Annotated in this window: 31 protein-coding genes, 3 tRNA genes and 2 pseudogenes; 16 read left to right on the top strand and 20 right to left on the bottom strand. The window is 47.1% G+C overall.

Features of this window, described 5'->3' with window-relative positions; genetic code table 11:
* The first annotated feature begins 30 nt into the window (after positions 1 to 30).
* Positions 31 to 153, top strand: a tRNA-Leu gene (locus NGAR_RS14235).
* A 402-nt stretch (positions 154 to 555) separates the two neighbouring features.
* Here the strand turns inward: NGAR_RS14235 and NGAR_RS14230 are convergent.
* From NGAR_RS14230 to NGAR_RS14220, 3 genes are all read right to left on the bottom strand, one after another.
* The gene (locus NGAR_RS14230) at positions 556 to 1,713 is read right to left on the bottom strand and encodes a glycosyltransferase (RefSeq protein WP_015020482.1); all 1,158 of its coding nucleotides are present in this window, start codon (positions 1,711 to 1,713) and stop codon (positions 556 to 558) included.
* A gap of 246 nt (positions 1,714 to 1,959) precedes the next feature.
* Positions 1,960 to 3,174: a glycosyltransferase family protein gene (locus tag NGAR_RS14225; RefSeq protein ID WP_228369199.1), complete on the bottom strand. Its 1,215-nt coding sequence runs from the start codon at positions 3,172 to 3,174 to the stop codon at positions 1,960 to 1,962.
* 161 nt (positions 3,175 to 3,335) lie between these two features.
* Complete coding sequence (locus NGAR_RS14220) at positions 3,336 to 6,188, bottom strand: autotransporter outer membrane beta-barrel domain-containing protein (protein WP_148681524.1); 2,853 nt, start codon at positions 6,186 to 6,188, stop codon at positions 3,336 to 3,338.
* 305 nt (positions 6,189 to 6,493) lie between these two features.
* On the opposite strand from NGAR_RS14220, the gene NGAR_RS14215 reads away from it, so the two are divergent.
* Entirely contained in the window at positions 6,494 to 6,730 is a 237-nt protein-coding gene (locus tag NGAR_RS14215; protein ID WP_015020479.1) for a hypothetical protein, read from the top strand.
* Between the two features lie 96 nt (positions 6,731 to 6,826).
* Entirely contained in the window at positions 6,827 to 7,090 is a 264-nt protein-coding gene (locus NGAR_RS14210; RefSeq protein ID WP_148681523.1) for a winged helix-turn-helix domain-containing protein, read from the top strand.
* 193 nt (positions 7,091 to 7,283) lie between these two features.
* Here the strand turns inward: NGAR_RS14210 and NGAR_RS14205 are convergent, their stop codons facing one another.
* Positions 7,284 to 7,661 (bottom strand): hypothetical protein, encoded by a 378-nt coding sequence (locus tag NGAR_RS14205; protein WP_148681522.1) that lies wholly within the window; start codon positions 7,659 to 7,661, stop codon positions 7,284 to 7,286.
* Positions 7,662 to 8,145: 484 nt separating this feature from the next.
* Between NGAR_RS14205 and NGAR_RS14200 the strand changes: the two genes are divergently transcribed.
* The 3 genes from NGAR_RS14200 (at position 8,146) to NGAR_RS14190 (ending at position 9,244) form a co-directional block, all read left to right on the top strand.
* Positions 8,146 to 8,502, top strand: a complete 357-nt coding sequence (locus NGAR_RS14200; RefSeq protein ID WP_015020476.1) for a hypothetical protein — start codon at positions 8,146 to 8,148, stop codon at positions 8,500 to 8,502.
* A gap of 180 nt (positions 8,503 to 8,682) precedes the next feature.
* The gene (locus NGAR_RS14195; RefSeq protein ID WP_015020475.1) at positions 8,683 to 8,937 is read left to right on the top strand and encodes a hypothetical protein; all 255 of its coding nucleotides are present in this window, start codon (positions 8,683 to 8,685) and stop codon (positions 8,935 to 8,937) included.
* 121 nt (positions 8,938 to 9,058) lie between these two features.
* Positions 9,059 to 9,244: a hypothetical protein gene (locus tag NGAR_RS14190; protein ID WP_148681521.1), complete on the top strand. Its 186-nt coding sequence runs from the start codon at positions 9,059 to 9,061 to the stop codon at positions 9,242 to 9,244.
* Here NGAR_RS14190 and NGAR_RS14185 read toward each other — a convergent pair.
* Positions 9,237 to 9,482 carry a hypothetical protein gene (locus tag NGAR_RS14185; protein ID WP_148681520.1) on the bottom strand — a complete coding sequence of 82 codons (246 nt, stop codon included), beginning with the start codon at positions 9,480 to 9,482 and terminating at the stop codon, positions 9,237 to 9,239. The genes NGAR_RS14190 and NGAR_RS14185 overlap by 8 nt on opposite strands.
* Before the next feature lie 67 nt (positions 9,483 to 9,549).
* Between NGAR_RS14185 and NGAR_RS14180 the strand changes: the two genes are divergently transcribed.
* A complete protein-coding gene (locus tag NGAR_RS14180; RefSeq protein ID WP_148681519.1) occupies positions 9,550 to 9,885 on the top strand; it encodes a hypothetical protein in 336 nt (111 codons plus the stop codon).
* Between the two features lie 4 nt (positions 9,886 to 9,889).
* On the opposite strand, the gene NGAR_RS14175 is transcribed toward NGAR_RS14180, so the two are convergent.
* From NGAR_RS14175 to NGAR_RS14155, 6 genes and pseudogenes are all read right to left on the bottom strand, one after another.
* Positions 9,890 to 10,927 carry a carbohydrate kinase family protein gene (locus tag NGAR_RS14175; RefSeq protein WP_015020471.1) on the bottom strand — a complete coding sequence of 346 codons (1,038 nt, stop codon included), beginning with the start codon at positions 10,925 to 10,927 and terminating at the stop codon, positions 9,890 to 9,892.
* A gap of 193 nt (positions 10,928 to 11,120) precedes the next feature.
* Positions 11,121 to 11,435 (bottom strand): 50S ribosomal protein P1, encoded by a 315-nt coding sequence (gene rpl12p / locus NGAR_RS14170; RefSeq protein WP_015020470.1) that lies wholly within the window; start codon positions 11,433 to 11,435, stop codon positions 11,121 to 11,123.
* Positions 11,436 to 11,487: 52 nt separating this feature from the next.
* Positions 11,488 to 12,194, bottom strand: a pseudogene (locus NGAR_RS19470) (DNA alkylation repair protein).
* Positions 12,195 to 12,233: 39 nt separating this feature from the next.
* Positions 12,234 to 12,335: transfer RNA gene (locus NGAR_RS14160), tRNA-Ala, on the bottom strand.
* Between the two features lie 35 nt (positions 12,336 to 12,370).
* The gene (locus NGAR_RS17885; RefSeq protein WP_228369198.1) at positions 12,371 to 12,532 is read right to left on the bottom strand and encodes a hypothetical protein; all 162 of its coding nucleotides are present in this window, start codon (positions 12,530 to 12,532) and stop codon (positions 12,371 to 12,373) included.
* 63 nt (positions 12,533 to 12,595) lie between these two features.
* Positions 12,596 to 12,904, bottom strand: coding sequence for a translation initiation factor aIF-1A (locus NGAR_RS14155; protein ID WP_148681518.1), 309 nt, complete (start codon positions 12,902 to 12,904; stop codon positions 12,596 to 12,598).
* An 84-nt stretch (positions 12,905 to 12,988) separates the two neighbouring features.
* Between NGAR_RS14155 and NGAR_RS14150 the strand changes: the two genes are divergently transcribed.
* A tRNA-Ile gene (locus NGAR_RS14150) sits at positions 12,989 to 13,062 on the top strand.
* Positions 13,063 to 13,133: 71 nt separating this feature from the next.
* On the opposite strand, the gene NGAR_RS17880 is transcribed toward NGAR_RS14150, so the two are convergent.
* Positions 13,134 to 13,289, bottom strand: a complete 156-nt coding sequence (locus NGAR_RS17880) for a hypothetical protein (protein ID WP_187147532.1) — start codon at positions 13,287 to 13,289, stop codon at positions 13,134 to 13,136.
* Positions 13,255 to 13,446: a ferritin family protein gene (locus NGAR_RS19465; protein ID WP_015020465.1), complete on the bottom strand. Its 192-nt coding sequence runs from the start codon at positions 13,444 to 13,446 to the stop codon at positions 13,255 to 13,257. Before NGAR_RS19465 ends, NGAR_RS17880 begins: the two co-directional genes overlap by 35 nt.
* Before the next feature lie 671 nt (positions 13,447 to 14,117).
* Here NGAR_RS19465 and NGAR_RS14140 point away from each other — a divergent pair.
* Positions 14,118 to 14,660, top strand: coding sequence for a hypothetical protein (locus tag NGAR_RS14140; protein ID WP_015020463.1), 543 nt, complete (start codon positions 14,118 to 14,120; stop codon positions 14,658 to 14,660).
* Between the two features lie 31 nt (positions 14,661 to 14,691).
* Here the strand turns inward: NGAR_RS14140 and NGAR_RS14135 are convergent, their stop codons facing one another.
* Genes NGAR_RS14135 through NGAR_RS14125 form a run of 3 tightly spaced genes read right to left on the bottom strand, consistent with a single transcriptional unit; the run spans position 14,692 to position 16,730 of the window.
* Complete coding sequence (locus NGAR_RS14135; RefSeq protein ID WP_228369197.1) at positions 14,692 to 15,252, bottom strand: low molecular weight phosphatase family protein; 561 nt, start codon at positions 15,250 to 15,252, stop codon at positions 14,692 to 14,694.
* A 14-nt stretch (positions 15,253 to 15,266) separates the two neighbouring features.
* Entirely contained in the window at positions 15,267 to 15,662 is a 396-nt protein-coding gene (locus NGAR_RS14130; RefSeq protein WP_015020461.1) for a carbonic anhydrase, read from the bottom strand.
* 18 nt (positions 15,663 to 15,680) lie between these two features.
* Positions 15,681 to 16,730, bottom strand: coding sequence for a zinc-binding dehydrogenase (locus tag NGAR_RS14125; RefSeq protein WP_015020460.1), 1,050 nt, complete (start codon positions 16,728 to 16,730; stop codon positions 15,681 to 15,683).
* 837 nt (positions 16,731 to 17,567) lie between these two features.
* On the opposite strand from NGAR_RS14125, the pseudogene NGAR_RS14115 reads away from it, so the two are divergent.
* Positions 17,568 to 18,239, top strand: a pseudogene (locus NGAR_RS14115) (manganese catalase family protein); the annotation flags it as partial.
* Positions 18,240 to 18,553: 314 nt separating this feature from the next.
* Here NGAR_RS14115 and NGAR_RS14110 read toward each other — a convergent pair.
* Together NGAR_RS14110 and NGAR_RS14105 are read right to left on the bottom strand one after the other, a co-directional pair.
* Positions 18,554 to 18,811 carry a hypothetical protein gene (locus tag NGAR_RS14110; protein ID WP_015020457.1) on the bottom strand — a complete coding sequence of 86 codons (258 nt, stop codon included), beginning with the start codon at positions 18,809 to 18,811 and terminating at the stop codon, positions 18,554 to 18,556.
* A 54-nt stretch (positions 18,812 to 18,865) separates the two neighbouring features.
* A complete protein-coding gene (locus tag NGAR_RS14105; RefSeq protein ID WP_148681516.1) occupies positions 18,866 to 19,051 on the bottom strand; it encodes a hypothetical protein in 186 nt (61 codons plus the stop codon).
* Between the two features lie 235 nt (positions 19,052 to 19,286).
* Between NGAR_RS14105 and NGAR_RS14100 the strand changes: the two genes are divergently transcribed.
* Both NGAR_RS14100 and NGAR_RS14095 read left to right on the top strand, forming a co-directional pair.
* Positions 19,287 to 19,496, top strand: a complete 210-nt coding sequence (locus tag NGAR_RS14100) for a dodecin family protein (RefSeq protein ID WP_015020456.1) — start codon at positions 19,287 to 19,289, stop codon at positions 19,494 to 19,496.
* 50 nt (positions 19,497 to 19,546) lie between these two features.
* Positions 19,547 to 20,005: a hypothetical protein gene (locus NGAR_RS14095; RefSeq protein WP_015020455.1), complete on the top strand. Its 459-nt coding sequence runs from the start codon at positions 19,547 to 19,549 to the stop codon at positions 20,003 to 20,005.
* Positions 20,006 to 20,020: 15 nt separating this feature from the next.
* On the opposite strand, the gene NGAR_RS14090 is transcribed toward NGAR_RS14095, so the two are convergent.
* Positions 20,021 to 20,929, bottom strand: coding sequence for a helix-turn-helix transcriptional regulator (locus NGAR_RS14090; protein WP_015020454.1), 909 nt, complete (start codon positions 20,927 to 20,929; stop codon positions 20,021 to 20,023).
* 133 nt (positions 20,930 to 21,062) lie between these two features.
* Between NGAR_RS14090 and NGAR_RS14085 the strand changes: the two genes are divergently transcribed.
* The gene (locus NGAR_RS14085) at positions 21,063 to 23,492 is read left to right on the top strand and encodes a spermine/spermidine synthase domain-containing protein (RefSeq protein ID WP_148681515.1); all 2,430 of its coding nucleotides are present in this window, start codon (positions 21,063 to 21,065) and stop codon (positions 23,490 to 23,492) included.
* A gap of 3 nt (positions 23,493 to 23,495) precedes the next feature.
* Here NGAR_RS14085 and NGAR_RS14080 read toward each other — a convergent pair whose 3' ends face one another.
* Positions 23,496 to 24,188, bottom strand: a complete 693-nt coding sequence (locus NGAR_RS14080; RefSeq protein ID WP_015020452.1) for an ACT domain-containing protein — start codon at positions 24,186 to 24,188, stop codon at positions 23,496 to 23,498.
* Positions 24,189 to 24,264: 76 nt separating this feature from the next.
* Here NGAR_RS14080 and NGAR_RS14075 point away from each other — a divergent pair, with 76 nt between their 5' ends.
* From NGAR_RS14075 to lysX, 3 genes are read left to right on the top strand one after another with little or no spacing between them, the layout of a single operon-like run.
* Positions 24,265 to 25,500 carry an argininosuccinate synthase gene (locus NGAR_RS14075; protein WP_015020451.1) on the top strand — a complete coding sequence of 412 codons (1,236 nt, stop codon included), beginning with the start codon at positions 24,265 to 24,267 and terminating at the stop codon, positions 25,498 to 25,500.
* Positions 25,497 to 25,676 carry an alpha-aminoadipate/glutamate carrier protein LysW gene (gene lysW/argW, locus NGAR_RS14070; RefSeq protein ID WP_015020450.1) on the top strand — a complete coding sequence of 60 codons (180 nt, stop codon included), beginning with the start codon at positions 25,497 to 25,499 and terminating at the stop codon, positions 25,674 to 25,676. The genes NGAR_RS14075 and lysW/argW overlap by 4 nt, the downstream gene beginning before the upstream one ends.
* Complete coding sequence (lysX, locus tag NGAR_RS14065; RefSeq protein ID WP_015020449.1) at positions 25,676 to 26,539, top strand: lysine biosynthesis protein LysX; 864 nt, start codon at positions 25,676 to 25,678, stop codon at positions 26,537 to 26,539. The genes lysW/argW and lysX overlap by 1 nt, the downstream gene beginning before the upstream one ends.
* Positions 26,540 to 26,668: the final 129 nt, after the last annotated feature.

Genomic DNA, 26,668 nt, shown 5'->3' with positions numbered 1-26,668 from the left:
TTATATTCGCCAGACAGCAAACGAGCGTGGGCGGGGGTCGCCAAGCCCGGTCAACGGCGTGAGATCAAATTCTGACACGATGCTCAGATGTTGCAGTCTGACTGGGACACCTCATTCCTTAGGGATTCGTGGGTTCAAATCCCACCCCCCGCACCTTTTTACTAATAAATCTTCATAAAGTTTAGCCTGAAAACCATTTCATCTTGACAATCTGAACCGTAGTTCTTTCAAAGATAAACAACTCGTTTAACGGAATAAAGCGTGAGTATTGGATAGAATACCGAACGTGATGATGTATTCAAGATGTGAGAAGAGGATATGATAAGACAGTCTGTTCCTTGGCTATTTGCCCTGGTTGAGGGATCTGTGCCAGCGTTGGATACTCCATAATTTTTTCAAAATCATATACCTTTCATTAAGAATAACAGCTAGGTTGCTACTTGGTAGCACAAGAAGAGGCCGATTAGAGTCTTAAGGAAATTTTGGTTTGACCAGACCAAACCTCCATCATTTCACTTGTTGCAGTTCTTGTGTTGCAACTCTTATCTTTAGAGGCTATGCTTCAGTCGCCGTATGCCTCAATCTCTCTGAAGGCCTTACTCCCAATTCTTGCTCAACAATTTTTTTCATGCTCATCTTAAAGGTATTGTCTGAAAACAAATCCGCGATATCGCTTACCCGCTTACGGTCTGAGAACGATGCATCAAGTGCAGATTGAATTGTCGCATAAGCAGTGTCAATTCCGTCATACTGATATTCCTCTGGAACAATTTCAGCGCACCCGCCATAGTCTGGAACAACAGGAATCAAACCTGCAGACATTGCCTCGACTATTGAGATTCCAAAATGTTCTCCACGCATTGTATGCAAGTACACTTTTGATTTGAACATCTCCTCTATGATTGCATTGAAACTAGCATTTGGCTTAAACTCAATCAAGTCTTCAATACCCAAAGATCTTGACATCTGAACTAGATGGTCAAAGTAATAACGATTTGACGGAATCAGACTGCCTATTATTGTTGTTTTGGTATGCAGTTTCTTGGCTAAGATCAAAGCGTTTTCAATTGACTTTTCGGGCGTGAATCTGCATAGGACCAGAATCTTGTCCTCTCTTTTGTCTGACATCAATGCTTTCTTGAACGACTTGGTATCTGCACTTGGATAAACTATTGTTGGCTCAATATCTGGATACAGACGTGTTATTGCGTTTTTGCTAAATTTCGAGTTCGTGAGCACTCTTCCTCTGACATGGGCTGGTTTGCTCAGATATCTTGTCATTCGCTCATAAGGAGCAAAATAAGATCGCCACAGCAACGAATTCGTGTATCTAGAAGCTCCTCCGTCCATCGATAAGGCTATGGTGGGATAATGGCAGTATGATATCAACGGACATCTATTCGTAATATGGTAGGGAAGCAAATCTCCGTGTGTGCTGATAAGAAGATCCACGTTTGTTAAGGCCGCTGGAATAAGTGTAAGCATACGTTGGTAAATGCCAAATGCTCTTATCTGTGCCGGAAACAACGCTTTTATCCTGTCGACATGAATATCTTTATTGTATGTTGTCTTTAGTTTCTCCAAGTTAGGTCTTTGGCAGATGATGAGGATAACGTAGAAACCCATGTCCTTGAGAAGCTCTATAGTATTGATTGCAAGCCTGCCACTTCCGCCTTTGCCATCAAGACTATGATGAACTACTCCAATGTTCAATTGTTCGCTATCCGAAATAATCCAAACATAATAAGAGATCTGGCGGATTAGCCAGTTTGGTTGTTACTGCTTTCTTTTAAATATTTTAGATACCTGCTTAAATTCTGAGCGCTCTATTCACAAGTTTTCTTCAACGCTTTGCTGCTTTGCAACTTTATGGTTATCATGGCGAGACAACCAAAATTACATCATCAACAATCGGCTTTCTTGTCGTCTTTGCAAAAATGTATGAATTGATCATAAAAGCTAAGTTGAAAGAGTGGCTGAACGCTTAGAGATATTCTTCGAGTAAACCTCTATGTGACGATCGGCGATATTTCTCCATTGAAGTTTGGGACCAAACTGCTCAATGCTTCTTCTGTACTGAGAATAGTTTTCATCAAGATAATGAATTGCGTCGCTAAAGGATTTAGCATCCCTTTTGCATACTATGCCTAATCCCATGTCAGCAAATTCTTTAAAAAACTCAAGCTCGCTTGCTACAAAGGGCAGGCCATGCGCCAAAGCGTCAAACATCACGCCAGAAATGGAAACCAGCTTGTATGGAAATATTATGGCGTTACAGGCAAAAAAGAGCATTGAAAGGATCCTGTCGTCTAAATACCCAAGGTTTAGGTTAATCGCATTTTTAACTTGCATGGGATGCTCATTACCTCGTTCATGTCGATCCTGCTTTATCACTAGCTTCCAATCCTTTGGAAGAACCAAATTGTCTAGTATGTCAAAGCCCTTGTAGAATCCTGCATATCCAAACGCAAGTAAGAGCATCTCTTTTGCAGGCAATCCAAACTCTTTTCTGAACTCTTCCCTTTTCATGCTGGAAAGCGGAAAATAATCAGCGTTGGTGAGAATGGCAGGCTCTGCCCCGTGATAAATCACTGTCCCTCGTCCAACTATATCGTGAATTGTCCTTGCCGGGCTGATTATTCCGCCAGATAATTGGACGATTTTCAATAGCAGCCTGTATCGTTGTTCCATTATCTGGCTTCTTATCGCTGCACGTAATGGTAGTGGAAGAAAGCGGAGTTTGCCCGCCTTTCTTTCAGCTCTTTGGCGTATGTACTTGTGATATTCCTTGTACGGATATACCGTATGAATCGTGGTTACCGTAGGGAATGGAGATGCTCGATAAAATTTGTCAAGAGTTGTTCCAAATAACGTGTTTTGTATCATGTGAAATGGTGTATCTATTTCGTATAACCCGCGTTCGTATTGGATATTGATAATATCTGGCTTCAGTCTAAAGGCTAGTTCAAGCAAGCGATCAGAATTTTCTTTGTCACCTTTTCGGATTAGCGGATAGATTGTTGTTGTATTGTTGCCATCTTTGAAATTGTCGTCAATATCTCCTTTTTGTGCTACCTTGTTGTTAACAGCTATATTCGTAGCTACAGCCACCTCCACTTTTTTGGCAAGTGCTTGAACAAGACTGTGAGTATATCTACTAACCCCGCCTTTCATCGGCGGATATTCTCCTGATACCATCAAAACCCTCACGTTTGACCGCCTACTCTATATACGATATTGATTTATTTCCAATATCACTTCTTTCTAATAGAACTAATTTCTGAAGTAAGAGGCAAGATGAGAAAAAGGTCATCTCTTGCACCTTCTCTAGCCGCCTATGTACTTGTGCTATTGCCGCCAGTAGTAATCGTGGCCTCTTGGCTTTGATCCTGCCCGTCGCTCTGCGCGAGATTATTTTCATTAGCTACTTCAATGCCTGCGTTAACCTGATTCCCTAACGCCCCCTGATCGACTGTCGTTTCGTTGTTTTCTCCGCTATAATTAGTTGCCAGTTGCACGCCAGTCTGCTCGATGCCATTTTCAACGGTTGAGGTGCTATTGTCGTCGCCTGCCGGCATATCGCTGTCGCTGGCAATTGCGGCGTCCTGTTCCTGCGCCTGCCCGTTTGCCTGCTCTCCATCATTTGTGTCATGGACTGATGCAGCAGTATCAATCTGGTACCCTTCGGCGTCCTGATTCACGTTGATAGTGCTATTGTTCTGATTGTAATTGGATGCATCTTGCAAGCCTGATTGCTGCACTATGGTGGTTGTATTTGAGGTGGTGGCTGCTGTTGGATCGCTGCTAATGTTATTATCCGCTGAAGAAGCTGTATCGTTGCCAGAAGAAGTATTGTCTGCAGTTTCTGTTTCTTCCTCTGCCAATGCTGTATCGTTATTATTATCACCAGTGTCATCGGCCGCATCTAAAGGAGCATCAGATGTCTGGTTGCCAGTGGCTATCAAGCTGCTACTACTGGTGCTATTGTCGCTGTTATTGCCGCTATCGCCAAATTCCTCCGCCAGCTTGTCCTGATAATTATCAAGCGTCCAGCCGGTGGTATCATTGACAAAGAATACCTGCTGAACGACTTGCAGGTTATCGTTATCTATGAACAGGTTTTCGCCGTATTGCTCTGCATGATTGATAATTGTATTTGTGAAAACGCTGCCGCCAACTGCTTGGCTGCTGTTGTTGCCAGTGCTTATTGTGTTAGCGATTGTTATGCCGGGTTGCTGGCCTGCAAGCTGTTGTATGGTTGAAACCTGTTCAGCTTTTTGGATTATCGAGAGCTGTATGTCGCTACTGCTCCTTACCACTGTCGGCGCATATACATCTGCTTCACAGGAAGCAGGGACAATGATTGCCTGATTGATGTTGATGACGTTGTTGTCAAGAGCTATGTTACTGGCGCCCTGTATTGAGAGCTGTGTGATATAGTTCTTCTGCAAATATGAATATTGCCCGGCATTGTCTGCAGCGCTTCTTCCCTGGCCTGCCGTGCTGCCATCAGTTGTAAATTTGATTTTGCTTTTCTGGACGATGTCCTGATCTATCAACTGTGAGATTCTGTTCCTGTCATCCATTGTGATAGGCGCATAGACATTGGCGCTGCAATACTTTGGAATTATGATGGTTTGCTGTATCTGGATTACATCCGAGTCAGAGTATATGTTGTACGCCTCTTGCAGTGCGGCTGATAGGACAAGGTTTGTTGTGTTGGTGGCTCTGACCCCGCCGCTCCCATCAACGCCATCGCCATCTACTTCTCCAACGGTTTGGCAGTGTTCTATCTCTGCTTCTTGAACTATGTTCTGCCTGATCGATTGCATGACTTCGTTATCATTTCTGATGTCAACACTCATGATAACATTCTGGCTCGCATTTGTCGCGCCAATGATCCTCTGGGTTATGGTGATGACATCGTCGTTAATAATTGCGTTGTTTGCAGTCTGGATAGATGTCTGCAATATGGTGTTTGTATGGGAGGCATCATTTGGGGATTCAAATGAGAAGTCGTCTGTAGTGCAGACCTCTTTCGGCCCGTCATCTGATGGAGAAGTGGTAGTTGGTGGTTGCTCTCCACCTCCCCCCGAGCCGTTATTATCATTATTGCCATTATTATCAGGCCCCTGGTGATCATTGGAAACATTGTCGTTGCTGTTGGTCATATCGGTGCTAGTAGTGGTAGACCTGTTGCTTGATTGAACTGAACCTTCTACAATAGATTCTTGAATTGATTCGATGCTTGTGTGCGTAGTTGTCGTCGACGTGTATTGTTTGGCAACTACCTGTATTGGAACTATTGCTCTGGCTGGCTGGCGCTTTGCGTCATTATTATCATCATCATCATCCTTTAGCTGTTCCTCCGCCATGAAAACATACTTGCCGGGTTGAATGTTATTGTGCAATGACACACGCAACTGAAAAGAGCCATTGCTGGCGGCAACCACTGCCTTGCCGTCAGGTTTTGCATATGCGTCAGGAACAACGGCAAAGTCGAACGATTCTGACCTGAACGTTTTGCCGGTTTCTGGTAACGTCACAACGATTTCGCAATTCTGGTAGTCGCCCGCAGGAAGAGACGCGTTTACAAATTGTCTTGAAGAGCCGTTTACGGTTCCGCTGCCAAGTGAGATGATCAAAGGATCCTCGCGCATGGAGGAACCGGGCATGCTTTTGCATTGAAGATCGGCAGAGTAGTTTTGCGCTCCTTCAGAGGGGGCTTTGATGACCAGAGTGACTGTTCCATTACTATCTTGTATGGAATTATTATTGTCGTGGGCGAATTTCTTCATCACAGAGGCTTTGCCCACTGCAGGTTGAGCCAGTGCTATATCGGATCGTGTGAGCAGCAAACCAGCGGTCTGATTTTGCTTGTCGCCGTTTTCCTTGAAAATCAAAAGCTTTTCATCAAATGCCTGTATGCTAACTGTCGAATTTGCAAAGTTTGTACCCTTGATGGTAATGCTGCCTCCCTGTGCTACCTTGGGTTTGTCTACTGACAGCTTGGGCTTTTCAACTTCGATCTCATAGACGTAATTAATGATATAATTCCCGCTAGTTCTCCTGATATCATTGTTGCCAACATCAGAAGCAAGCGCTCTGGCAATGGACAGCGGCGAGAATATTGTAGCTACAATAACGATCGCTAAGAGAATTGCGACTACCGAAAAATTTTGTGGCAATATCAATTCCGAACACAAGCATGCACATTTAGGATAAATGAAGTTTCTAGAATTCAATAGAATAATTCAAACAGTAGAATTTTGGTTTATATAATTATTACATTCTAATGTGATAATATGCTTAAATAATATGTTGTACAATTCTAGACGTATCGGCTGCTCGTTAAATTTACGAGTATCTAGATTGAATTTTTCTTATAGAAGGGCATATAGGAAATATTCAGGGAAAGCTTAAAGAATTTAATCTACACGACGCTTATGTATTGCGATTTAATAAACCACCTTATCAGCCTGATAATGCGTTATTGCAGGATACTACTACCAATAACTACTATGCCCATGACGTGCTATACGTCTTGGACACTGTCACAATAGATTCACAATACCGCTTTACGATAACAAAGAAAATCCGGAATTTCTTTCCAGTGCAGCCGGGAGATATTTTCGCTTTGTTTGAACACACCAAGGCCAACACTCTGATCATGAAGCTCCAGCGTGAAAATTTGATCGCAGGGGCATGGGAAATTAGGGTCATCCCCTAGCTTAAGTTAGGTGATGTTATACTAATATTTTCTAGAATTCGGCGTAGAAAGACCTATATGCTTACTGAAAGACACTCTATAATGGTGTTCTAGTTGATGCAGTATAGAACTCAAATAGATATAATAGGTCAAATATTGGAAGCTATCGCTAACAACAGTTTGAGCAAGCCACAGATAATGCACAGAGTCTACCTTAGCTACGTGCAGGCGACAGACTATCTTTCACTCTTGACAGAGAGGCGCCTGGTAGAATACGATGCATATACGCAAACATACAACATAACTGAAAGAGGACAGCGTTTTCTTAGAAAGTACAATCAAATCGGCGAAGTAATCGGGAAAATGCAGATCCGAATATAGACAGGATATCAATAGAGCTGCGGTTTGCATTGAACTTGATGGCTCTAACGCAATCTTCTATTGAGCAGATCGCGTTTTTGCTCCAAGTTTCCTTTGCTACGACTTGATCAAAACTGGCTACTTTAATCACTGTATAGCAATTTTATAAAATATCAAAAAGAAAAAAGAGGGCCGAGCTAGTCGGCATCAGCGCTTAACAGGCCGCAAACACTGCACATACGGCCGTTTGCGAAGTGGTGGTAGTCCTCGATGAGACGTGAATGTTGTTTGCGCTTTGTGTGGAAGACTGGCCTATGAAGTTGCCTGAGGTCGAGGTCTGACTGTTGTCCTGACTTGTTACGCCAACTTGGACAGAACCAACAGCAAGCTGGTTTGTTGACGCTTGTGGGCGGTTGACGCCTTGATTAGTTGTCGTCGTTGCCTTTGCCCACTGTTTTGAGAGTTGGACATTGCCTTGGTTGACATTGTCGTTGCTATTTATGATGGTGCTCTGGTTCAGTGCAAATGCCGGAACAGCTGCACTGACCACCATAAGACTTGCGGCCATTAGGCCGATAGGTAGAGTTCTCATGTCGAAGGGGTGGTGAAATTATTGTCTTTAAAGGATTAGAATTATTGTCTTTTAATAAAACACAAAATTAGCACCATGATTTTCAGCTCAGTTAATCTGGAATAGCAGAAACTTTATGGATATCGGCATAGTGATACTAGTCTGTTTTCCATTTTTCACTAATTAGACTTGTGTGCCATGTTCTCCACAAGGGAATGCCTAAATGTGTACACCGTCCCATAGTACTGATAAGCACCTCATGACTATTCTGCAAATGCTTGAACGCACTTGTTACCCGATATTATTTTGAATTACAACTGTACATTTTTGGGACAAGAGTCATCCTTGACGGGTTTGGGGAATCATTCTATTGCAATTCAACAAGATATTGCAAATTTACAATGAGTTTTTGCCAAAATCAAAAAATTAAAAGCAACAATAAAAGATTTAGCGAAAGACAAAATGGTGTATCCCTTATTTCCAATGTTTTTACAACCACCTTGACATGATCAGAAACACCCTGACATCGACTTCGTTGTTAGGCATGGTAGCCGCGTTTGGTGTGATGGGAATAGTGCCAGCTGCCTTTGCTATCACGCCAAGCTCTATAGTGCAAGACACAATCAACAACAATGTCCAAGTCTCAACCCAACTTAACGTACAGGTGAACACCCCTGTCGCAGTTAGCAACAACATTGCAGCAGGAGTAGCCGTTGCCACCGGCTCCGGTTCCGCGAACCTTATACAGTCAATATCAAGCAGCATAAGCCAAAGTGCCACACAGAATGGAGCAAACGGAAACGTCCAGATCAATGTTCCAACCATAAACCAGAACATCCAATTCGGCAACCTATTGCCCTAACCGCATGAAAGATGAAGAAGGTGGGGATGGCAGGATAGCAACAGTTGCTATCCCCATCTCCTTCTTATTATTATGTTTAAATGTGAAAAATCAGTTTCATGATGACTACAACATGTAATACAGTAATAATGCCGGACCTCTAATTTTTATATCCGGTGCCGCGTCAACCATGATAATAATATGAGCTCTGTTGCAGTTGAATACTATAACAGAAAGTTTGGCGAAAACAGATCAGCAGCCTTCATTCATCTTGTGAGGGAAATAGGCGAGATCGCGTTTGCCATGGAAAAGAACAATGTCGAGCACGCCAAGATAGAGATTACAGAATCCGCGGCCCTGCTCTACTACCTAGCAACGAAATACAGCCTTGACATCGACGCCAATATAAAGGCCGTCTACAGCAAAAAGCTGGAAATGCTCAAGACCAAAACATGATGATACGATCATCACGCTCCGCGGCGACCTTGACGAAATCATTGCGATACTGGACGAAACCTTCAAGGTCCCGGCGTTCAAGAGCAACTACGACGAAGCGTTTGGTGGAATAGCCGGCACATTGTATCGCTACGGCATTGTTGAAAACCTTCGCAACCTGAGGTTCCGTTTCATTCTGTGTATGCAAGAATTCTTTGACGGAATCCCTCAGGACCAGTGGCGCGTCAAGGATCCTGCGTTTATCAAGCAGTCAGAGGATTTCGCCATAGCCAAGTTCCGCGAGTGGGTCATAGAGCAGGTCACCTGACCGCCTTCTTACTCTTGGCGACCCACTGCTCATACATCTTTATCAGCTCGTCAACGTCGCCCGCGTTTTCAGAGTACGTGACGATTACTGCGAACCTGCCCTTGCCGTCGTGGCCCCTTGCATAGTAGCCCCAGAATGTGTCGGGCAGCCTCTCAAAGTTTGACCTGTTGTTTGATACGCCCATCAGGTTCTTGGCCACAGTGTCAACTACCCTGACTGCGTCCTCTGCTTCTATCATATAGTTGATGATGACACCATTGTCATTTAAAATGCCTGCCATGGTTCAAATAGGATCTTTGCGTATATTGATACACATAGATATGAAAGCAAGATGCGGCCACCACGAGAGCAACTCTTATGCTGAGGCACACCACGGGCTATGCAGGAAATGCCACTCCAACTTTGCCTACATTGTAGAGCTTGAGGAAAAGTACGGCGAGGACGCGCTAGTGGAATACTGGTACTCGCAGATACTTGCCAACCTGTCAGATTCAAAGGATGCCGGCTGCCTTATTGACCACCTGATCGATTTTTACCAGCGCAAGCTGGCCGAGGTCCCTTCAAGGCAGCGCTACATAACAAAGATGCTCTACATGCTCCGATCGGTCAAGGACCCGTTTGACGCAAGCAAGCTGGTCTGATTGATCACTGCACCCTTTCTACTAGCTCAAAGACCTTGTTCATGGCCGGAGGCTCACCCTGCGGATCCCTGATGTAGAGCGAGGCGCAGCAGTTTGCAAACAGCAGTCGCTCCTGCGGGTCAAGGCCGGCAAGGTAGCCGATAATGTCTGCAGCATCCCATGAGTCGCCGGCGCCGGTGATCGTCTTTGCATCGACCTTGATTGCGTGCACGAACGTGCTCTCCCTGCCGTTGGACCAGGCCGCGCCGATCTTGGAATGCAGGTCAATGCTGATGCCCACCTTCCCTGCGATCTTTTTGGCCGCGCCCTTGACCTCGTCCGCGCTGTAGTTTGAGCCCAGTAGGTGCCCGAGGCCGAGCGCGTCTGCAAGCGAGTTGCACTCGTTCTCATTGATGCTGAGGCAATCGGTCATGCTTGCAAGCTTTTCAAGCGAGCTCGCAAAGTCCTGCTTCCTTGTATCAATATCGGCAGGGTCGATAAAGTGGAACGCGCTTGGCGAGTTCCTGAACGCAAATTCAGTCAGCTCGGTCCCTTTTTGGTTGCTGGCCCAGTTTGTGACTATGACGCCGTCGGCATTCTTCAAAATGGCCCTGTCAGCCTCGGAGCCCAGCCTTTCTGGGCCGAAATTTGCGTTGTCGCCAATGTCACTCATCATCACGTTCACCAGGGTGTCTTCGTGGGGAAACTCAAACGCAGTAGTGAGACCGTTCTTACCGCTGGTTATCCTGAGGGTCACCTTGTCGCCAAATTGCGAAAACGCCTGTCTTATCATCGCGGCGCCTATCTCGTCCGCCACGGTGAACAACGCTACCTTTACTCCCAGCTTGGCAAGGCAGTAGGCGACGTTGACAGCGTTGCCGCCCTTGACGTCGGCCGTCGGTACGCCTCTGACGCTACCGCCTCCTCTTGCAGCCTTTTTGCCCAGCGCGTCGAAAAACTTCTCTTTTGACTCAAGCCGGATTATGCGGTCAACGAAAAAGTCCGGCATTACGACTATAGACCCGACGATGCTCAGCTGCCTCAGCTTTTCAATTATCGCCACAACAGGTGTTCTGAAAGCCTGCGCCGTATTTGGGTATTTTGGGTTCTATCGATGCATGCTCTCAAGTAATAATCATTTAGCAGTAAAGTCACAACTGGATTGGAAACGCACATGTGTATAGTTGGCGATTTTTTGCTTGTGCGTAAAAAGAAGATGTAATAAAAACTGGCTAAAGCCAGTATATATAGGTGCTTTAGCCGAACAGGGAAGATAGCCCTTCGAGTGCCTCTTCCTCTTTCTTCTCTTCCTTCTTTTCTTCCGCCTTGGCTGCGGCTGCTCCTCCGCCTGCTGCCGGCGCTGCGCCCGCTGTTGGAGCGGCTGCTGCAACTGCGACCGGGGCTGCCTTCAGAGCCTCTTCAATATTCACTTCGCTCAATGCCGCTACCAGAGCCTTCACCCTTACGTCATCAGGGGCAACGCCAGCGGCCTTGACAACATTCTTAACACTATCCTCGGTGATATTCTGCTTTAACTTGTGTAGCAGTAAAGCGGCGTATACGTATTCCATGATAGGATGCATCCCCCCAACACCATATTTGAACCTAACGCCTATCTTGCGATCACATATTCATGTAGCGGCGCTTCTTCCTTTCTGGAAACCTTTCAATGGCGTAGCGGAGCATCGTCCAGGGCATGGTCATGTAGTGCCTGTTAAGGAAAACTTCCTCTGCTGCGGCGTCCCTCTTGCCGACTTCGCGCAGCATCCAGCTGGCGGCCTTGTGGATGAGGTCGTAATCGTCGTGTAAAAGCATCTCTGCAATCTTTAGAGTATCGTTAAACTCTCCGTTCCTGATAAAGTAAAATGTTGAAATGATCGCTATTCTCCTCTCCCACACACTGCCAGACTTGGCGAGCCTGTACAGCAACTGCCTATCTTTGTCTATCAGGTGCGCCCCGAGCATTCGGTGCAGAGAGGTCGACAAGGTCCCAGTTGTTCACTTGCTTCAAGGTGAACCCGATGATCTTTTCTCTTCTTCTTTCTCTGCCAGATGCACTACTATCGCCATATTTCCGAGCAAGGATCAAGAGCGCGACGAGCCGCTCCTCATGAACGCTTGAGCAGCGCCTTTACCTCTTCCAGTGGGAGCTGGCTGAACTTCCTGGCTACCTCTCTTGACTTGGGCACAACGACTCCAAGGAAAACGTCGCCTTCGCCGTACTGGCCCTGTCCTGCCTTGAAAAACCGCTGCAACACTGCGGCTTTTTCCGGATCAGCCAAGCTCTGCAGTTCTTTCTGACACCTTTTGCCTGCATTATCATCATCCAAGCAGAGCAGTATATCACGGATACGTATTTGAAAATGTAGTGGACCGGGTGGGATTTGAACCCACGACCACCTACGTCTCCTCTGCTGCCATTGCCAGCCAGCATGCAAGGCAGGTATTCTACCGGACTAAACTACCGGCCCACGAACTGTAGCCGAGATTTTGATAATTTAAGTGTTCAATAAGAATGACTTTCAACCTTGTGCTGCCGGAGGTGCTTCCATGCGCCAAATTTTTTGCCGCATTTTTCGCAGGAATACTGCATGCGCCCCTGCATCCCCTTTTCAGAGGCCCTGCCGTCTGCCACGTTGTAGCGGACGAGCCTCTTTGCTATCCTCACCAAGCGATTGTGGTTGCAGACAGGCTCTATATTGATATTTGTATTCTCATTTATTAAAAACCACTAATCTAGGCCTTGCAACAAGCCATCTGCCTTCATCTTTTCTGCGTGTGCAGAGATATAGCGCCATATAATGTCTGCCCTATCGGACTTGAAGTCCCACGGAGCTATCAGCACTAGGTCACCGTCCCTTATCCACATCCTACGCTTTATCTTGCCTCGAATCCTGCAGGTTCTCACCTTGCCGTCGGTGCACTTGACAATAATGTTGTCACCTCCGACTAGTTTTATGACCCTGCCTAGAAGTTCGCCCTCCTGAGGCATGACCATCTCCTTCAACTCTGATTCAGAAAGTACCTTTTTCTTGCCTATTTTGGATCAAAACTACTCTAGAATAATAGGGTTAAAAGTGTACCGGTGCTGACACTTAAATAACGCTAGCAATTTTGATTGAACGGGCCGTTAGCTCAGCTTGGTGGAGCGTTCGACTGATAATCGAAAGGTCGAGGGTTCAAATCCCTTACGGCCCATAACATTTTTCTATAACATAATTTTCAATAGACATTGAGCCATCGGAGCTCCAAAGTTATGAAAAAAGGATTTATGGTATTCTATTATTTTCCTTCCGAGCCCTTATCATCCATGCCATCTTTTCATGCTGCTCAACCAAGCCAATTAGAAAGTCATTAGTCGCGATGTCGTTGTACTTTTCATCGACTGTATCAGCATTGCTCTTGTGCTGCGGATAATTTTTCATGGTCGGCAAACAGGTTTGATAACATTTTATTTGCGTCTGGATATTGATTTGGATGTTCCTTTATCTCGCTCAATTGCTTGAACTCTTCAAGAGTGGCAATCGCCTTGCTGCCTAGCTGCGCCGCCCTTTCGGCTATATCGTCAACTATTACGTCCAATTCACCATATTGTACTTTGAAAAACTCATAAGCTGATGAAATCGCGGACCTGTTACGTTCCAGTGATAGTCCCTAGTCTTGAGTGTTTAGTTCGCCTTACAGTCACACCTTCTCGACTCAATTTCATGGATTGCGTGATGCTGGTTTTGACCAAGCAATTACTCCTTGACAAATAAGCAAATAGTTTGCACTGCAAACATGAAATCAATAAGCAAATGCCATTTTGATAATGGTATGGGAATAGTAAAATGTGTCGACAGCGGGCAAGTATGCAGCGGCTGCGGAACCGGCCTTTTAGCAGACGAAATCTGCAGGTTTTGCAGAATGAACGTCTCTCTAATGTATGAAGGGCGCGGCAGAATGGAAGGCTCTGTGCATGGTCATGAAGGGCAGCGAGGTGAATGCGCATGAAGTTCTGCACACAATGCGAGACGTTCTACAATGACCTATCATTTACGACGGTCAATGGGAAACTGGTCTGCTTTCATTGTTACCATAAGCAAAGACTAAAGGACCGGAACAGCAGCGCAGGCAAGATCTTGGTTCAACAATAGGTCTCGATTGCACCTGTGTTTATTTCTTGCAATGTCACCGAAATTCATGTAAATAGCACAACACCTTTATCCTGATGTCATTTCCCCTATCTGCAGGGCTGACGAAATCTGACAAGCTTGTCCGAAGAAAGACGGAAGACAGAGACCATCGCTTTCAGGCTTGACACCACTCTCATTGAGAAGCTGCGCAAAGAGGCCTCACAGAAAGAAATAAGCCTGAACACAATGGCCAGCCAGATCTTTCGGCAGCACGTTGACTGGCATTCAAATGCTGCAAAGGCAGGCTTTATCACAGTCAGAAAAGGCCTCATTCTCAGATTGCTAGAAATTGCCACAGAGGAGCAGCTTGTCAAGATAGCCGAGTATATCGCAAAAAAAGAAACCAAGAACTTTGTGCTAATGCTCAGAAATGAATACAATATAACATCGGCACTTGATGTAGTTGAAACGTGGATAAGGATTGCAGGCTATCCATATAGGCATGACGCCAATTATTCCAAGCATTCATACACTATCCAGCATGAAATGGGCAAAAAGTGGTCCATGTACTTGGCAGAGCAATATCGCTTTCTCTTTGAAGACTTTGGATTGAAAAAAGTGAAATTCGATATTACAGATTCTGTATTATCGTTTTCCGTAGATACTGATGAAGCGCTGTGACGCACGAAAACTAATCAAGATATCAGCAACCCTAAGGCTTCGCTGAAAATTGACTGCCAGGCAATTGAGCATTTCTATCAACCCCATATCTGAATACGTTATCATAGCGCATTCTCAAGATCACAGTGTTTTTCGTGTTTATCGAATGTATTTCTGATTTAGGAATGTCAAACCTGTACATGTAATGTCCAAAAACAATTATCTTATTCTTTGTTTCACTAATGATATGCCCTACATGTTCCTTGTCCATAGTAACGACACTCTTGTAACTGAGCGATGGAATTATCTGGTGTTCCTTTTCGCCTTCAGATGAAAGCTGGTATACGCCATCTTCAAGATCCTTTCTAGACCTTGGCAGAGATTCTCTTCTACTTCTTTTGTATCTCCTTGCGATCTCGTACAATGGCAGGCCAATCATTATGCGTTCGCTGCTGTCAGATTGTATCTCTGTCTTTAGAATATCATATCTGTCGTCACCCAGACCAAACACAACTATTCTATCTTCAGTCTCCCTGACGACATGGCCTATCATAGGACAATCGAGAGACATTACCTCTCTATAAAAATAGGAGGAGGATTTGTTATCCATCATATAATTATCTCTCATCACGTTAGTAAAATCTGACTGACTTGCTCAATCTGCCACTCGTCGTTGACATACAGCCCAATGATTCGCGTAGGCAGCCCCCAGGATTGCACTTTCTCAACCGCTCTGCGTATGTGCATATAGTGGCGCTCCTTATCCACAGGGTTGCCCGCGCAATCGTGGTGCCCAACGACTGCAATCACCTTAGAGTTGTGCCTCTCTACAGAGATTGAAACGGCTCTTCTGGCAAGCTCTACTTCCACTGCACGCTCTTGGCTGGAAAACATTCCATCTGCACCCGGAAATGTAATCATATCAACGCCGTCAACGTCATGGTTTTGTACCATGTAATCTATTACACGTTGTTGGGTTCTTCCATCAATGCAGTTGATCGCTGTTCCAAATTTGAAACTCATTTTGCTTTCTAAACCACCTCACAGTTTCTGCGGAGTCGTCACTATCTTGCCAAACAGTTGCGAGTCTGCCATCTTGATGTGTCCCTCAACCATGTTGCTGAATGGGAGGATTGTATCAATCACCGGCTTTATCTTGCCCTTGCTGACCCATCCTATTACCTGCTCCAGCCCAGCCTTTGTTCCTTGTGTGGCTCCAAGAAGGTTGATGCCTCTGAAGAACAGATATCTCAAATCGATTGTTGAGTCATAGCCTGTTGTAGCACCTGTTGAAACCAGAGTGCCACCCATCTTCAATAACCCTACTTCCTGAGGAAATACGGTTTTGCCAATGTGTTCATAGATTATATCAACGCCTTCCTTGTTTGTGATTTCTCGCACTTTTTTATGCCACCCTTCTTCGCGGTGATTTACGACATGGTCGGCTCCAAGCTCGATGCACTTGTCCATTTTTTCTTTATTGCCTGCAGTAGCGATAACATCGCAATTGAACAACTTGGCAATTTGTATGCCAGCTATTCCCATCCCGCTTCCCCCTCCCATTATCAATACAGTCTGGCCGGGTTCTATCTTTGCCCTTGTCACCAGCATGTGCCATGCAGTCATTCCAACCATAGAAATCGCGGCCGCATCATTGAATGAAACATTATCGGGCAACTTTACAACATTTACTTCAGGGAGGTGTGTGTACTGCGCAAAGCCTCCCCACAGAGGACCTGTCTGAAATCCCCAGACAAGCCGCGAACTGCAATCGTACTCCCGACCGGAGGTGCACTCATAACATACCCTGCAAGTAAGATTTGGGTGCGAAACGACTCTATCCCCAACATTTATCTTGGTAACGTCTTCGCCAACTTCAACTACTGTCCCGGCAACATCGCTTCCAGAAATGTGAGGGAGAGGGATCTTGATTGGCTCGCCCCATATGCCCCATAGGTCGTTGTAATTGTATGCTGAGGCCTCAACTTTTATTAGAACCTCATTGGGTTTTAGTGTTGGTATTTCGACATCTTCAATCCTAACTACTTTTTTTGGATCCTTATCGTGTTCCCTGTATACTGCTGCTTTCAAACTATCGGAAGCGTGCTTTGACCCGGAATTAAGAGGGACGTTTGCAATGTATGGCAGAGTAAACTACTGTTTATCGGACAGCGAAGCTCTTTGATGCCTTATCCTTCTTAGGATGGCCTTTGATTTTCCGCTACGGGGGTGCGTCCTTAGCCTTACGCTGCAGCAAGGACACCTTATTGAAGTGCAATAGATATAGACGCTACAGACACTGCATCTCTTCAAGCCCGACGCATATGCGGTATCAGAGAAAGAACGTCTTATTGCAATCCGATTACAAAGCATCCTACAAGCCAAATAAGACGCCGCGTAGAGCGATTAATGCGTTGATAATAACTTTGTGTTTGCTTTGTATTGCAATAACCTTTGGCACTTGCTTCTCAACAGTAAGAAACTGGATGTGATTATAGTCAACCTTTGTTGTTGAAAGACTAAAATCTTTATGTGCATGATAGCAAGTTCATCGTGAGTTCAATTTTTAGAACCTCTATGAGTATGGAAACCTGCGTATTAAGACCAAAAACTATATAGCTAACGTGTTGGCCCAATGAACTGAAAACCCTCTGTATTGACATGATATCACGGCGGGAACCTTACGGCCCACTAACTACTACTATTATACAGGCACCGATTTTTTAGATATGCATGTAATAGGAGGAGTTGTTACGTAGATAATAATTCTGACTGTTGATTTGCTTACTTTCTGGAGTGGCTAGTTCTGCAGCGCTTAAGAAGCATGATGCCCTGCTAAAGTCAATGTTTCTATCAGTCAATAGGTTGCCTCATCCGATACCTCAAGCAGACAAGCCAGATCCAAGGGCAGCTTAGGCGCTCCAAGAGGGGCTAGGTGGTCAATTTGGAGAAATGCGTACAATGATGCAATACTCTTTTCAAAATATGAACTTCAGAGGAGACGCCAAGCCGTATCAGGATCTTTTAAGAAGCATGGCAGCAGAAGGGCTTTGTGTAAAAAGTAGTAATCCACAAATCCATGATCATGCATTCAAACAGCTATCCGAACGTGAACCCATGACTTTTTAAACAAAGCCCAGTAGAAGAGATGGGCCACATAGAGCAGGTTGCCAATACATCAATATGCTGCTTGAAGGCGTGTCTCCGACAAGCCAGCAGCCAAATGACCTGCCCTTGTCAGTTGCACTGGATTCACCAAACATACATCATTTTCTAGTTGCGGCGCAAAGCGCAAGACCTGTAAATGCTGCAGGAAACCCTTGGACGGCCAGCTACGTGTATGACAGCGACAACCTTATGCTTGAAGCCACGGGGAGGCTGCAAAAATGCAGGCTGTATGAAATGAGCAACAACAAAGCATACAGGTCCACCGTGTCCTACCTGATAGTACGGGATCTATCGCATGAAAAGGTATTTGCAAAGGCGCTTGAATCCCTAGGGGTCAGCTGGAGCAAGGCATTGCCTATTCCTAGGATTGACACCTCAGGCATGCCTGAGGTTAGAGACTTGGAAAGAAAGAATTTGCACAACCAGATGTAGACTTTTACAAATAATGGTGAGATAAGCGAGATCGGCAAGATATTCAAAGGTGACTCACCTTTTGATGATGGTGGTACGTTAGAGGTAATTGAGGGATTTCCATCGGGAGCAGATATCCCATCCTTCGCCGAAAACCTGCAAGAGTTTGCCCCGGGGCTAGATACCGAATTGAAGCTGGCTCAGGGAATAAAGGCAACAATGGGAGCTACTGCGTAGGGTTCCAAGTTATCGGCACATCCCAAAAAGTAAGTAACTGTAGCTGAAAAGAAAAAAGGAGAAGGAGAATGATTGTTGGCGCCTCTACTGCTGTGCTGTTACGGCATCATCTGGGTTTCTGTATCATCACTCTCCCTAGCGGTGCTATTCATTTCCGTATCGTCTGTCATGGCTGTTGCATTGCCCATCGCCGCCGCTGTCTCTGTGTCCGTGGCATTGGCTGTCCACGTCACGTTGCCTCCCAGTATCATTTCAATCTCTTCCAGGGCTAAGACGATGTGTCCCATCGCCGCCTGCGTGTCGTCCTCCTCTAGTGCGCTGTTGGCGTTGTCGATATGCGTTCTCAGCTGAGTCATGTTAACTGGCGTGGGTATGCTTGAAATCGTGGTTTCGTTGCCAAGACCTCCTTCCTAGCTTATAGTAAAGTTGCCGGCCTCTGTAGTGTTTTCCTGCCTCCGCATGTCGTCCGTAGCATTTGGCGGCACGACACCTCCTCCTGCCTGCCCGGACGCTCCGTTCTGCTGTACTACTACCGCAAACATCATGCCTGCTGCCAGTACCGCGCCGATAAAGAGGAAACCGTATCTTCGTTCCATGCCAGTCAACCTTTTCTCTTCAATTATAGGAGTTTGCAGTGCGATTTCTGATCACAGAATTCCAATTAATTCTAGCACTTCAAATATGGTTACTAGATTCAGACATATCCTCTACATAATGCAGCATGCAAACTGCCACCCACTTCTTTTCTGGCTATGCATGTTCACTTGAACTATTATTCTATGTGTTTTTTCGGTACTGCGTAAATAAAAAATCGCATCAGAGGGTGCATATATGTCATCTGTAGCCAAAATCATTGAGGTTATTGGCGTCTCAAGCAAAGGATGGGAGGATGCCGCGCAGACTGCCATAAACGAGGCCAAAAAGACGGTGCACGGGATACACGGCATAAAGATTCAGGACATGACTGCCGACATAGACAATGCAGGCAATATAGTGAGATACAAGACCACTGTCAAGATATCCTTTGGAGTGGAACGCTAAAACAAGCAAAAGCTCGCAGCCCTTAAATCCTAACGCAATGTAGTGTAACAATGTTGCTCGGGCAGCTTTTGCTTCAGACCGGGGCCGAGATCGCGATAATTGCCGCCGCAGTCATTGTCGGCCTAATCGCACTATGGATAATCGTCACAATCCCAGTGTGGATAGCGGCCAAGATCCTCACACTGGGTAGGGCCAAGTTTACCCGCGCCATGCTTGTGACCGCGGTGGGCCCTATAGTTTACGCCATAGTGTTTTTCATTTCCGTCGCGGTGCTGACTGTTGCGCTTGGCGACCCGACGATACCTGCCATCATAGCATTCATCCTTGCATTCATTGCGTGGATAGGTGTGTTCAAGAAAGGCTTTGAGACCGGCTGGATCCGAGCCCTTGCCATAGCAATACTTGCAACGATAGTGTTTGCAATCATTGGAGTGATAATCACGCTGATAATGCAGGCGATAGTGCCGGGAGCTCCACCCATAACCCCGATCCCGCTCCAGCAGGCATAGCCACTACTACTGCTGCTACCTGACAGCGCTGTTGTATTCGCGCTCGGCCCACTGGACCAGTGACAGGAGATCCTTTGCGACGTGGTCAGAGTTCTCCTCTGCTACCGCCTGCAGTTCCGGCGTGGCAAGGACTGCTACCCGGAGCTCGCCCTTGAGCCTGCCTCTCATTGCCTTGGCTGTGGACGAGAGGAACCGGAGCGACCCCTCGCCGGACGAAAATATGCAGACAAGCATCAGGCCGCGCTTAGCGCCCCAAACACGCAAAATATAGCGCTGAAAGTCGATATCAAAGAAGGGATCGATCTGCTCCTCTACATCGCCTATGTAAAGCGCGTCCCACCCAAGCACCGAAAAAGCCACAGCTGCGCTCTTGGCCACGTGCACCTTGTCGTCAGAGCCGGCAACAGCAAGCATGTTGGCGTTTGCCTTTTGCTCAGACGGCCTGACATTGAACTTTACCAGATCTATCAGCTCCATCATCAGGTTGAGCAGGAACGCCCTCTCGGTCTTGTCAACTCTGCCCCTGCTGTATAGCTCACCTATGGTGTTTGTAGCCGGCAGGATAACGTCAGTCAGTACCCTCACCTGATCAATGTCTGAATTAAGCACGCTCAGCAGTATCCTGCGCGCCTGCTCCTCCTCGCCGGCCATGACAGCGCTTATCAGCTTTTGCTGCACTTGGATGTAGTTCACGGGAAACTCAATATCGGCGACACCAGTCTCAAGGAACCATACGTTCACGTTGCCTGTCTTTTTCTTTTTCACAAGTCCCATCGCGTGCATGATGTCAAGGTATTTCGTGATCGTCATCCTGTTGATGCCTGTCCTGTCCGCCAGCTCTATGCCGGACAGGCCCGTGCCGGCGCCCTGCAAAATGTCGACTATTTTGCGCTTGACCTCTTCGAGCGTATAACGCCGGTACACATGAGCTTTTCACAACTTGCACGAAATAAACTTTGCATACATATATTGCACTAGAAGATTTCGCTACTTCCAAGCTAGATGTGAAATGTTCGTAAACGCATATCCAGCATGTTGACTTTTGTATACAGGCTATTTGAAACCCTTCCTTATCTTTCTGCTTGTAGTCCTGTTTTTTGCCTCCCTCAGCACTATACTGTTCGAGCTTGCGCTGACTAGGGTCTTTTCCATCATCCTCTGGTATGACTATGCATTCATGGCGATCTCTGTGGCGTTCTTTGGCCTCGGGATAGGCTCGCTTGTAATACACATCCAAAAGGACAGCGCCAAGTGGAAGAGCATATATGAAAGGAAGGAGCAGCTGTCGTCTAGGATAATCTACTTTGCAGTCGCGTACGCCATTTCGGTACCTGTGTTTGTCTTCCTGATATCAGCGATCCCGCCAAGCACTTCCAACATACACCTCTTTTACTTGGTGTCGTCTGTCCCATTCTTTTTCGCCGGGTCGGTAATGGCGCTGGTGTTTTACGCAATGCCGCAAAAGATAAGCAAGCTGTACTTTGCAGATTTGGTAGGTGCCGCGGCAGCCACGCTTCTCTTGGACCCTCTTATGAGGGGGTTTGGAGCGGAATACGTGATCCTCCTGACGGCCCCCATGGTTGCAGGGTCGGCCATAGCAGGAGCGCTTGCGCTCAAGGGCCTTCCAAGTGGGATCGCAGTAATAACAGATAGGCTCAAGATGCTTGCAGGCATCGTCCTTGCGGCGACTCTGCTGGTGCCGATAGCGGGGAATGCATCGGCCTTTGACGCGTTTGAAGTGCGTCCTGGCAGCAACAAGGGACTGTACTACCAGCTCAAGAACCCAGAAAGGTTTGAGCACCTCTCAAAAGAGTGGAACTCTTTTTCGCGCATCGATGTTACACGGGAAACCAAGGTGAATAGCACTCTCAACAACTATGATTCGACAGAAGACTCCCGAGAGCTTGCCGCGATCATTATTGATGCGGATGCCGGCACGCCGATATTTCGCTGGAATGGCTCGCAAAGTGATCTCCTCTGGATGCAGAAATACATGGACTACTTGCCATACGAGATAGATAAAGTGGAAAGCACGCTCGTCATCGGGGGAGGGGGAGGCGAAGACATTCTGGTGGCGCTGGCGGGCGGCTCGGAGCAAGTTACCGTTGTCGAGCTGAACCCCCTGATAGTCTCTGCTGCAAAGCGGTTTGCAGATCCGGCAGGCAGCCCGTACGAGCGCGACAACGTTCAATTGTTCATAGATGATGGCCGGCGCTTTATCAGCTCGACAGAAGAGAAATACGACGCGATAATGATCAAGCTGGTGGATTCCTGGGCTGCGCAACTTGCGGGCGGCTACGCGCTTTCCGAGAACTACCTTTACACCACAGAAGCATTCCAGCAGTACCTGCGTCACCTGAACGAAGATGGCATGCTTGTCATGATAAGGTGGAATTTTGAGCTGCCGCGGCTGATGCCGCTTATGGCCGATTCTCTTATGAAGGAGACAGGTAAGAGCAGGGAAGAGGTAAGCAAGCATGTCATGGTAGTTGAAGACAGGCCGGGGCTTTTCTTTGGGCGGACCGATGACGCGCAAACATACTACCCCGTTCTGGTTGTAGTCAAGCCAACGCCATTTACAGATGCCCAGATCGACCTGACAAGGGAAAAGGCAGAGCAAGGCCGCGCTGACATTATCATGCTGTCTGATGAGTACATAGAACCTCCATATGACAAGCTCTTTTCAAGCGAAGGCTACAACGACTATTTCGCTCAAGTCTCAAACCCCAAGGTCCCGACGGACGACTCACCATTCTACTTTGCAAGGGAACCGGTGCCGCAGCAGATGATAGTCCTGCTTGAGACCGTGCTTGGCATCTCTGCCGGGCTATCAGTCCTGCTTATGTGGAACGCCAGAAAGAAAAAGGCAAGGATGGATGCCACGTCCGGGTCCCACGTCCTCTTTGCGGTATTTATAGGCCTTGGCTTTATGATTCTAGAGATTACCTTTATCCAAAAGTTCCTATTGTTGCTTGGGACCCCCATAATGGCCCTGACAGTCATACTGTTCTCCATCCTTTTGTCAAGCGGGATAGGCGCATACCTGAGCGGCAGACTGTTTGGCGGCAGACCGTATAGGGCGGTGTTTGTTTCGGTGCCAATCTTGGCAGGCATGATCCTGTTCAACTTTTACTTTTTGCAAGGGATCATAGATTCGAGCATAACAATGGATCTCACAGCCAGAGCCGCGCTCACTGTGGCGCTCTTGTTCCCCGCCGGCCTCCTGATGGGCTTCCAGTTCCCGTCGCTTATCAGCATGGCTTCGCTTGTGAAAAACAAGGAAGACAACACCACCTTGCTGTGGGGTGTCAACGTTATTGCCTCGATAATAGGGACGGTCCTTGCTGCCACGCTTGCAATGATCGTGGGATTTAGCGGGAACCTACTGATCGGGCTTGGATTATACGCAGGAGCGGCAGTCTCTGCTCTGTTTGCGCTGCTCAGCATAAAACGCGCTCAGGTTGCCGTGATGGGGGACAGGCAGTAATAATCACCTGTGCTTCTTTTTTGGCATCTTTCTAGAGCCTGATATCAGATCAGTAAGCGCATTGAACGCCTTGCCTACCTGCTCCATCTTGACAAGAACGATTGTATCAGTATAGCAGCTGACGGTGTCTTCGATGTTGATATGGCGGCGGGCGAGCTGGTTATAGAACGCAATTGCACACCCCGGCGTCTTGATTATCTCTTCGGGGCTATGCACAATGATCGCGGCCAGGTCGTCTTCGATCTCTAGAATGTCGTCGTGGGCGAACATCGCCTTGACCTCGTCAAGGAGCGCGTCATCAAACACGAGCGTGATCGACATGATGCTCTCTGATACGCTGATAAAGTTGCCAACGTTTTGTGTCATGGCCTTTGCGACCTTCTCGATCGTCTTTTTGCTCTTTTCGGCCGAGACCTTGGCTACGTCGGTCCTGACGCTTATCGTGCTGCCCGCCAGTATGGACGCTATCGGCTTTTCCGGCACGTCATAGTCGCGCCTTGACCTCTTGAGCGCGGTGACTATGCTCTCGATGCTCGTGTTCTTACCGCCAAGCAGCTGGTCTACATGTGGCTTGATTAGCCGGGCAAGCGCACTTATGTTGCAGTAGTCGCGCTGGAGCGAGTCTTGGAACGACAGGTCGTTGTTGACGACCTCTTTGACTGCGTTCGTTATCGATTTTTCATTGTTGACCAGCATTGGTCATTATCACCCTGATTTAGGTCATTCCTGACCAAAAAATATAAATGTAGTGCTTGAAACGCAACGCATGTAATTGGGAAATAGCGGCAAGGTTGTTCTGGCCTACTCGGGGGGCTTGGACACTTCTGTATGCATAAGGTATCTACAGACTCTGCACAAGCTTGATGTAATAACAGTCACGGTTGACTGCGGCCAGGAGGACGACTTTAAAGAGATCGAAAAGAAAGCCAAGGCAATAGGGGCAATAAAGCATATCTACATAGACGCCCGCGAAGAATTTGCTCATGATTACGTTGTTCCAAGCATCAAGGCCAACGGCCTGTACCAGGGCAAGTACCCGCTTGCCACCGCACTTGCGCGCCCGCTGATCGCCGCAAAGGTAGTCGAAGTTGCAAACAGAGAAGGAGTGACTGCCATAGCGCATGGCTGCACAGGCAAGGGCAACGACCAGATAAGGTTCGACGTTACGATGCGTGCGCTGAATCCAAAACTAAAGATAATCGCGCCTATCCGGGACATGAACCTGACCCGCGACGTTGAGATGAAATTTGCAAAGGAACAGAACATCCCTATAAGCGCCGAGGCCAAGAAATATAGCATCGACCTAAACCTCTGGGGCAGGGCTGTTGAAGGCGGCAACATAGAGGATGCCGACTTTGAGCCGCCAGAAGAGGCGTTCCAGTACATCAACTTCCAGAACGACAAGGCCGGATACGTCGAGATTGAATTTGAGAAGGGCGTGCCGGTAGCCGCCGACGGCAAGCGCATGCCCCTCATTGACCTGATACAATACGTCAACGACAAGGCCGGCGCGCACGGCGTTGGAATCGTCGATCACATCGAAGACCGTGTAGTCGGCATCAAGTCAAGGGAGGTCTATGAAGCGCCGGCAGCAGTCACGATAATCGAAGCCCATAAAGATTTGGAAAAGATGGTGCTGACAAAGCACGAACTTGCATTCAAGCGGATGGTCGACGATCAGTGGAGCTGGCTTGCATACTCTGGGCTGTGGCAGGATCCACTGCGCAATGACTTGGATAAGTTTATAGATGCGACTCAGGTCCGAGTTTCCGGAAAAGTCAAGCTGAAGATGCAAAAAGGGTCTCTCCGGGTGGTTGGCAGGGAATCGAAATATTCACTATACAAAAATGACTTGGCGACTTATGCCGCCGGGTCGACCTTTGACCAGAGCCTGGCAAAGGGATTCGTTGAGCTGTGGGGCCTGCAGTCTATCATCGCAAACTCGGTGGCTGCAGATGCAACAACTTCTTCAGACAAGAAACAACAACAAAAAGGAGGAAAAAAATGAAATCAAAAGTTGAATGCCAAGAATGTGGAGCCGACATCAGCGTTCCAGAAGACGCGGTAGTAGGGGAAATAGTGACATGCCCCGACTGCGGCGGCGACTACGAGATCGCCTCAAAGAGTGGCGACAAGGTGGAGCTGAAGCCGGCTGAAACAGTAGGCGAAGACTGGGGACAATAATGGTGGTAGAGCTCTCTATTATTTATGATAAGGTGCGCTTTGAAGAGAAGGTTCTGTACGAGAAAGCGCAGAGCAAGGGTGTAAAGGCGCAGATAGTGGATGCCAAGACGGTGACAGTAAGCACGGACAGCAAAAAGAAGGATTTTACCTTCGGCGACGTCATTATGCAGAGGAGCGTGAGCCACTACCGGGGGCTGTACCTCACTGCCTGCCTTGAGCACTTGGGCTTTAACATAATAAACAAGTTCAAAGTGGCTGAGACCTGCGGCAATAAGCTGATAACTTCGCTCGTGCTGGCAGAGAACAACATCCCGACCCCTAGAACGCAGTTTGCGTTCAGCGCCGAAGGCGCGCTTGAAACAATACGCAAGGCCGGCTTTCCACTGGTGCTCAAGCCGATCGTGGGCTCGTGGGGCAGGGGAGTATTCCCGCTGCGCGACGAAGAGACCGCCGGCATGATTGTGGAAATGAGAGAAGAGGACGACAGCCCACTTGCCCGTATCTATTATGTCCAAGAAATGATTGACAGGCCGCCGAGGGACATCAGATGCATAGTGGTGGGCAACAGGGTAGTCACCGCGATCTACCGCTATTCTGCTGAAAATGAGTTTCGCACAAATGTCGCCCGCGGAGGTAAGGCCGAGCTTGCGCCGATAACAAAAGAGCTTGAGGATCTGGCGATAAAAGCTGCAAAAGCTGTCGGCGGCGGCATCTTGGGCGTGGACATGATGGAGGATAAAAAGCGTGGGCTAATTGTTCACGAAGTGAATAACACAGTCGAGTTCCATGGCGCCGCCAGCGTATCAAAGACCGACATCCCCGGTGCAATGATAGACTATGCTGTCAAGCTTGCCAAGAAGTGATGACCAAAATTGGTCAATATTGACCTGCATTAGGTCATATCTGACCAAAAAATATAAATGAGGATTTTTGAGGCGAAAATTCTATAAAATGCACAGTTTTGTTGCAATAAAGGAGAAGAACTGCTAGAT

The organism is Candidatus Nitrososphaera gargensis Ga9.2 (assembly GCF_000303155.1).
In the GTDB taxonomy this organism is placed as follows: Archaea; Thermoproteota; Nitrososphaeria; order Nitrososphaerales; family Nitrososphaeraceae; genus Nitrososphaera; species Nitrososphaera gargensis.
Note: the sequence above shows the minus strand (reverse complement) of the source record. Positions and strands in the feature narration are given on the sequence as shown.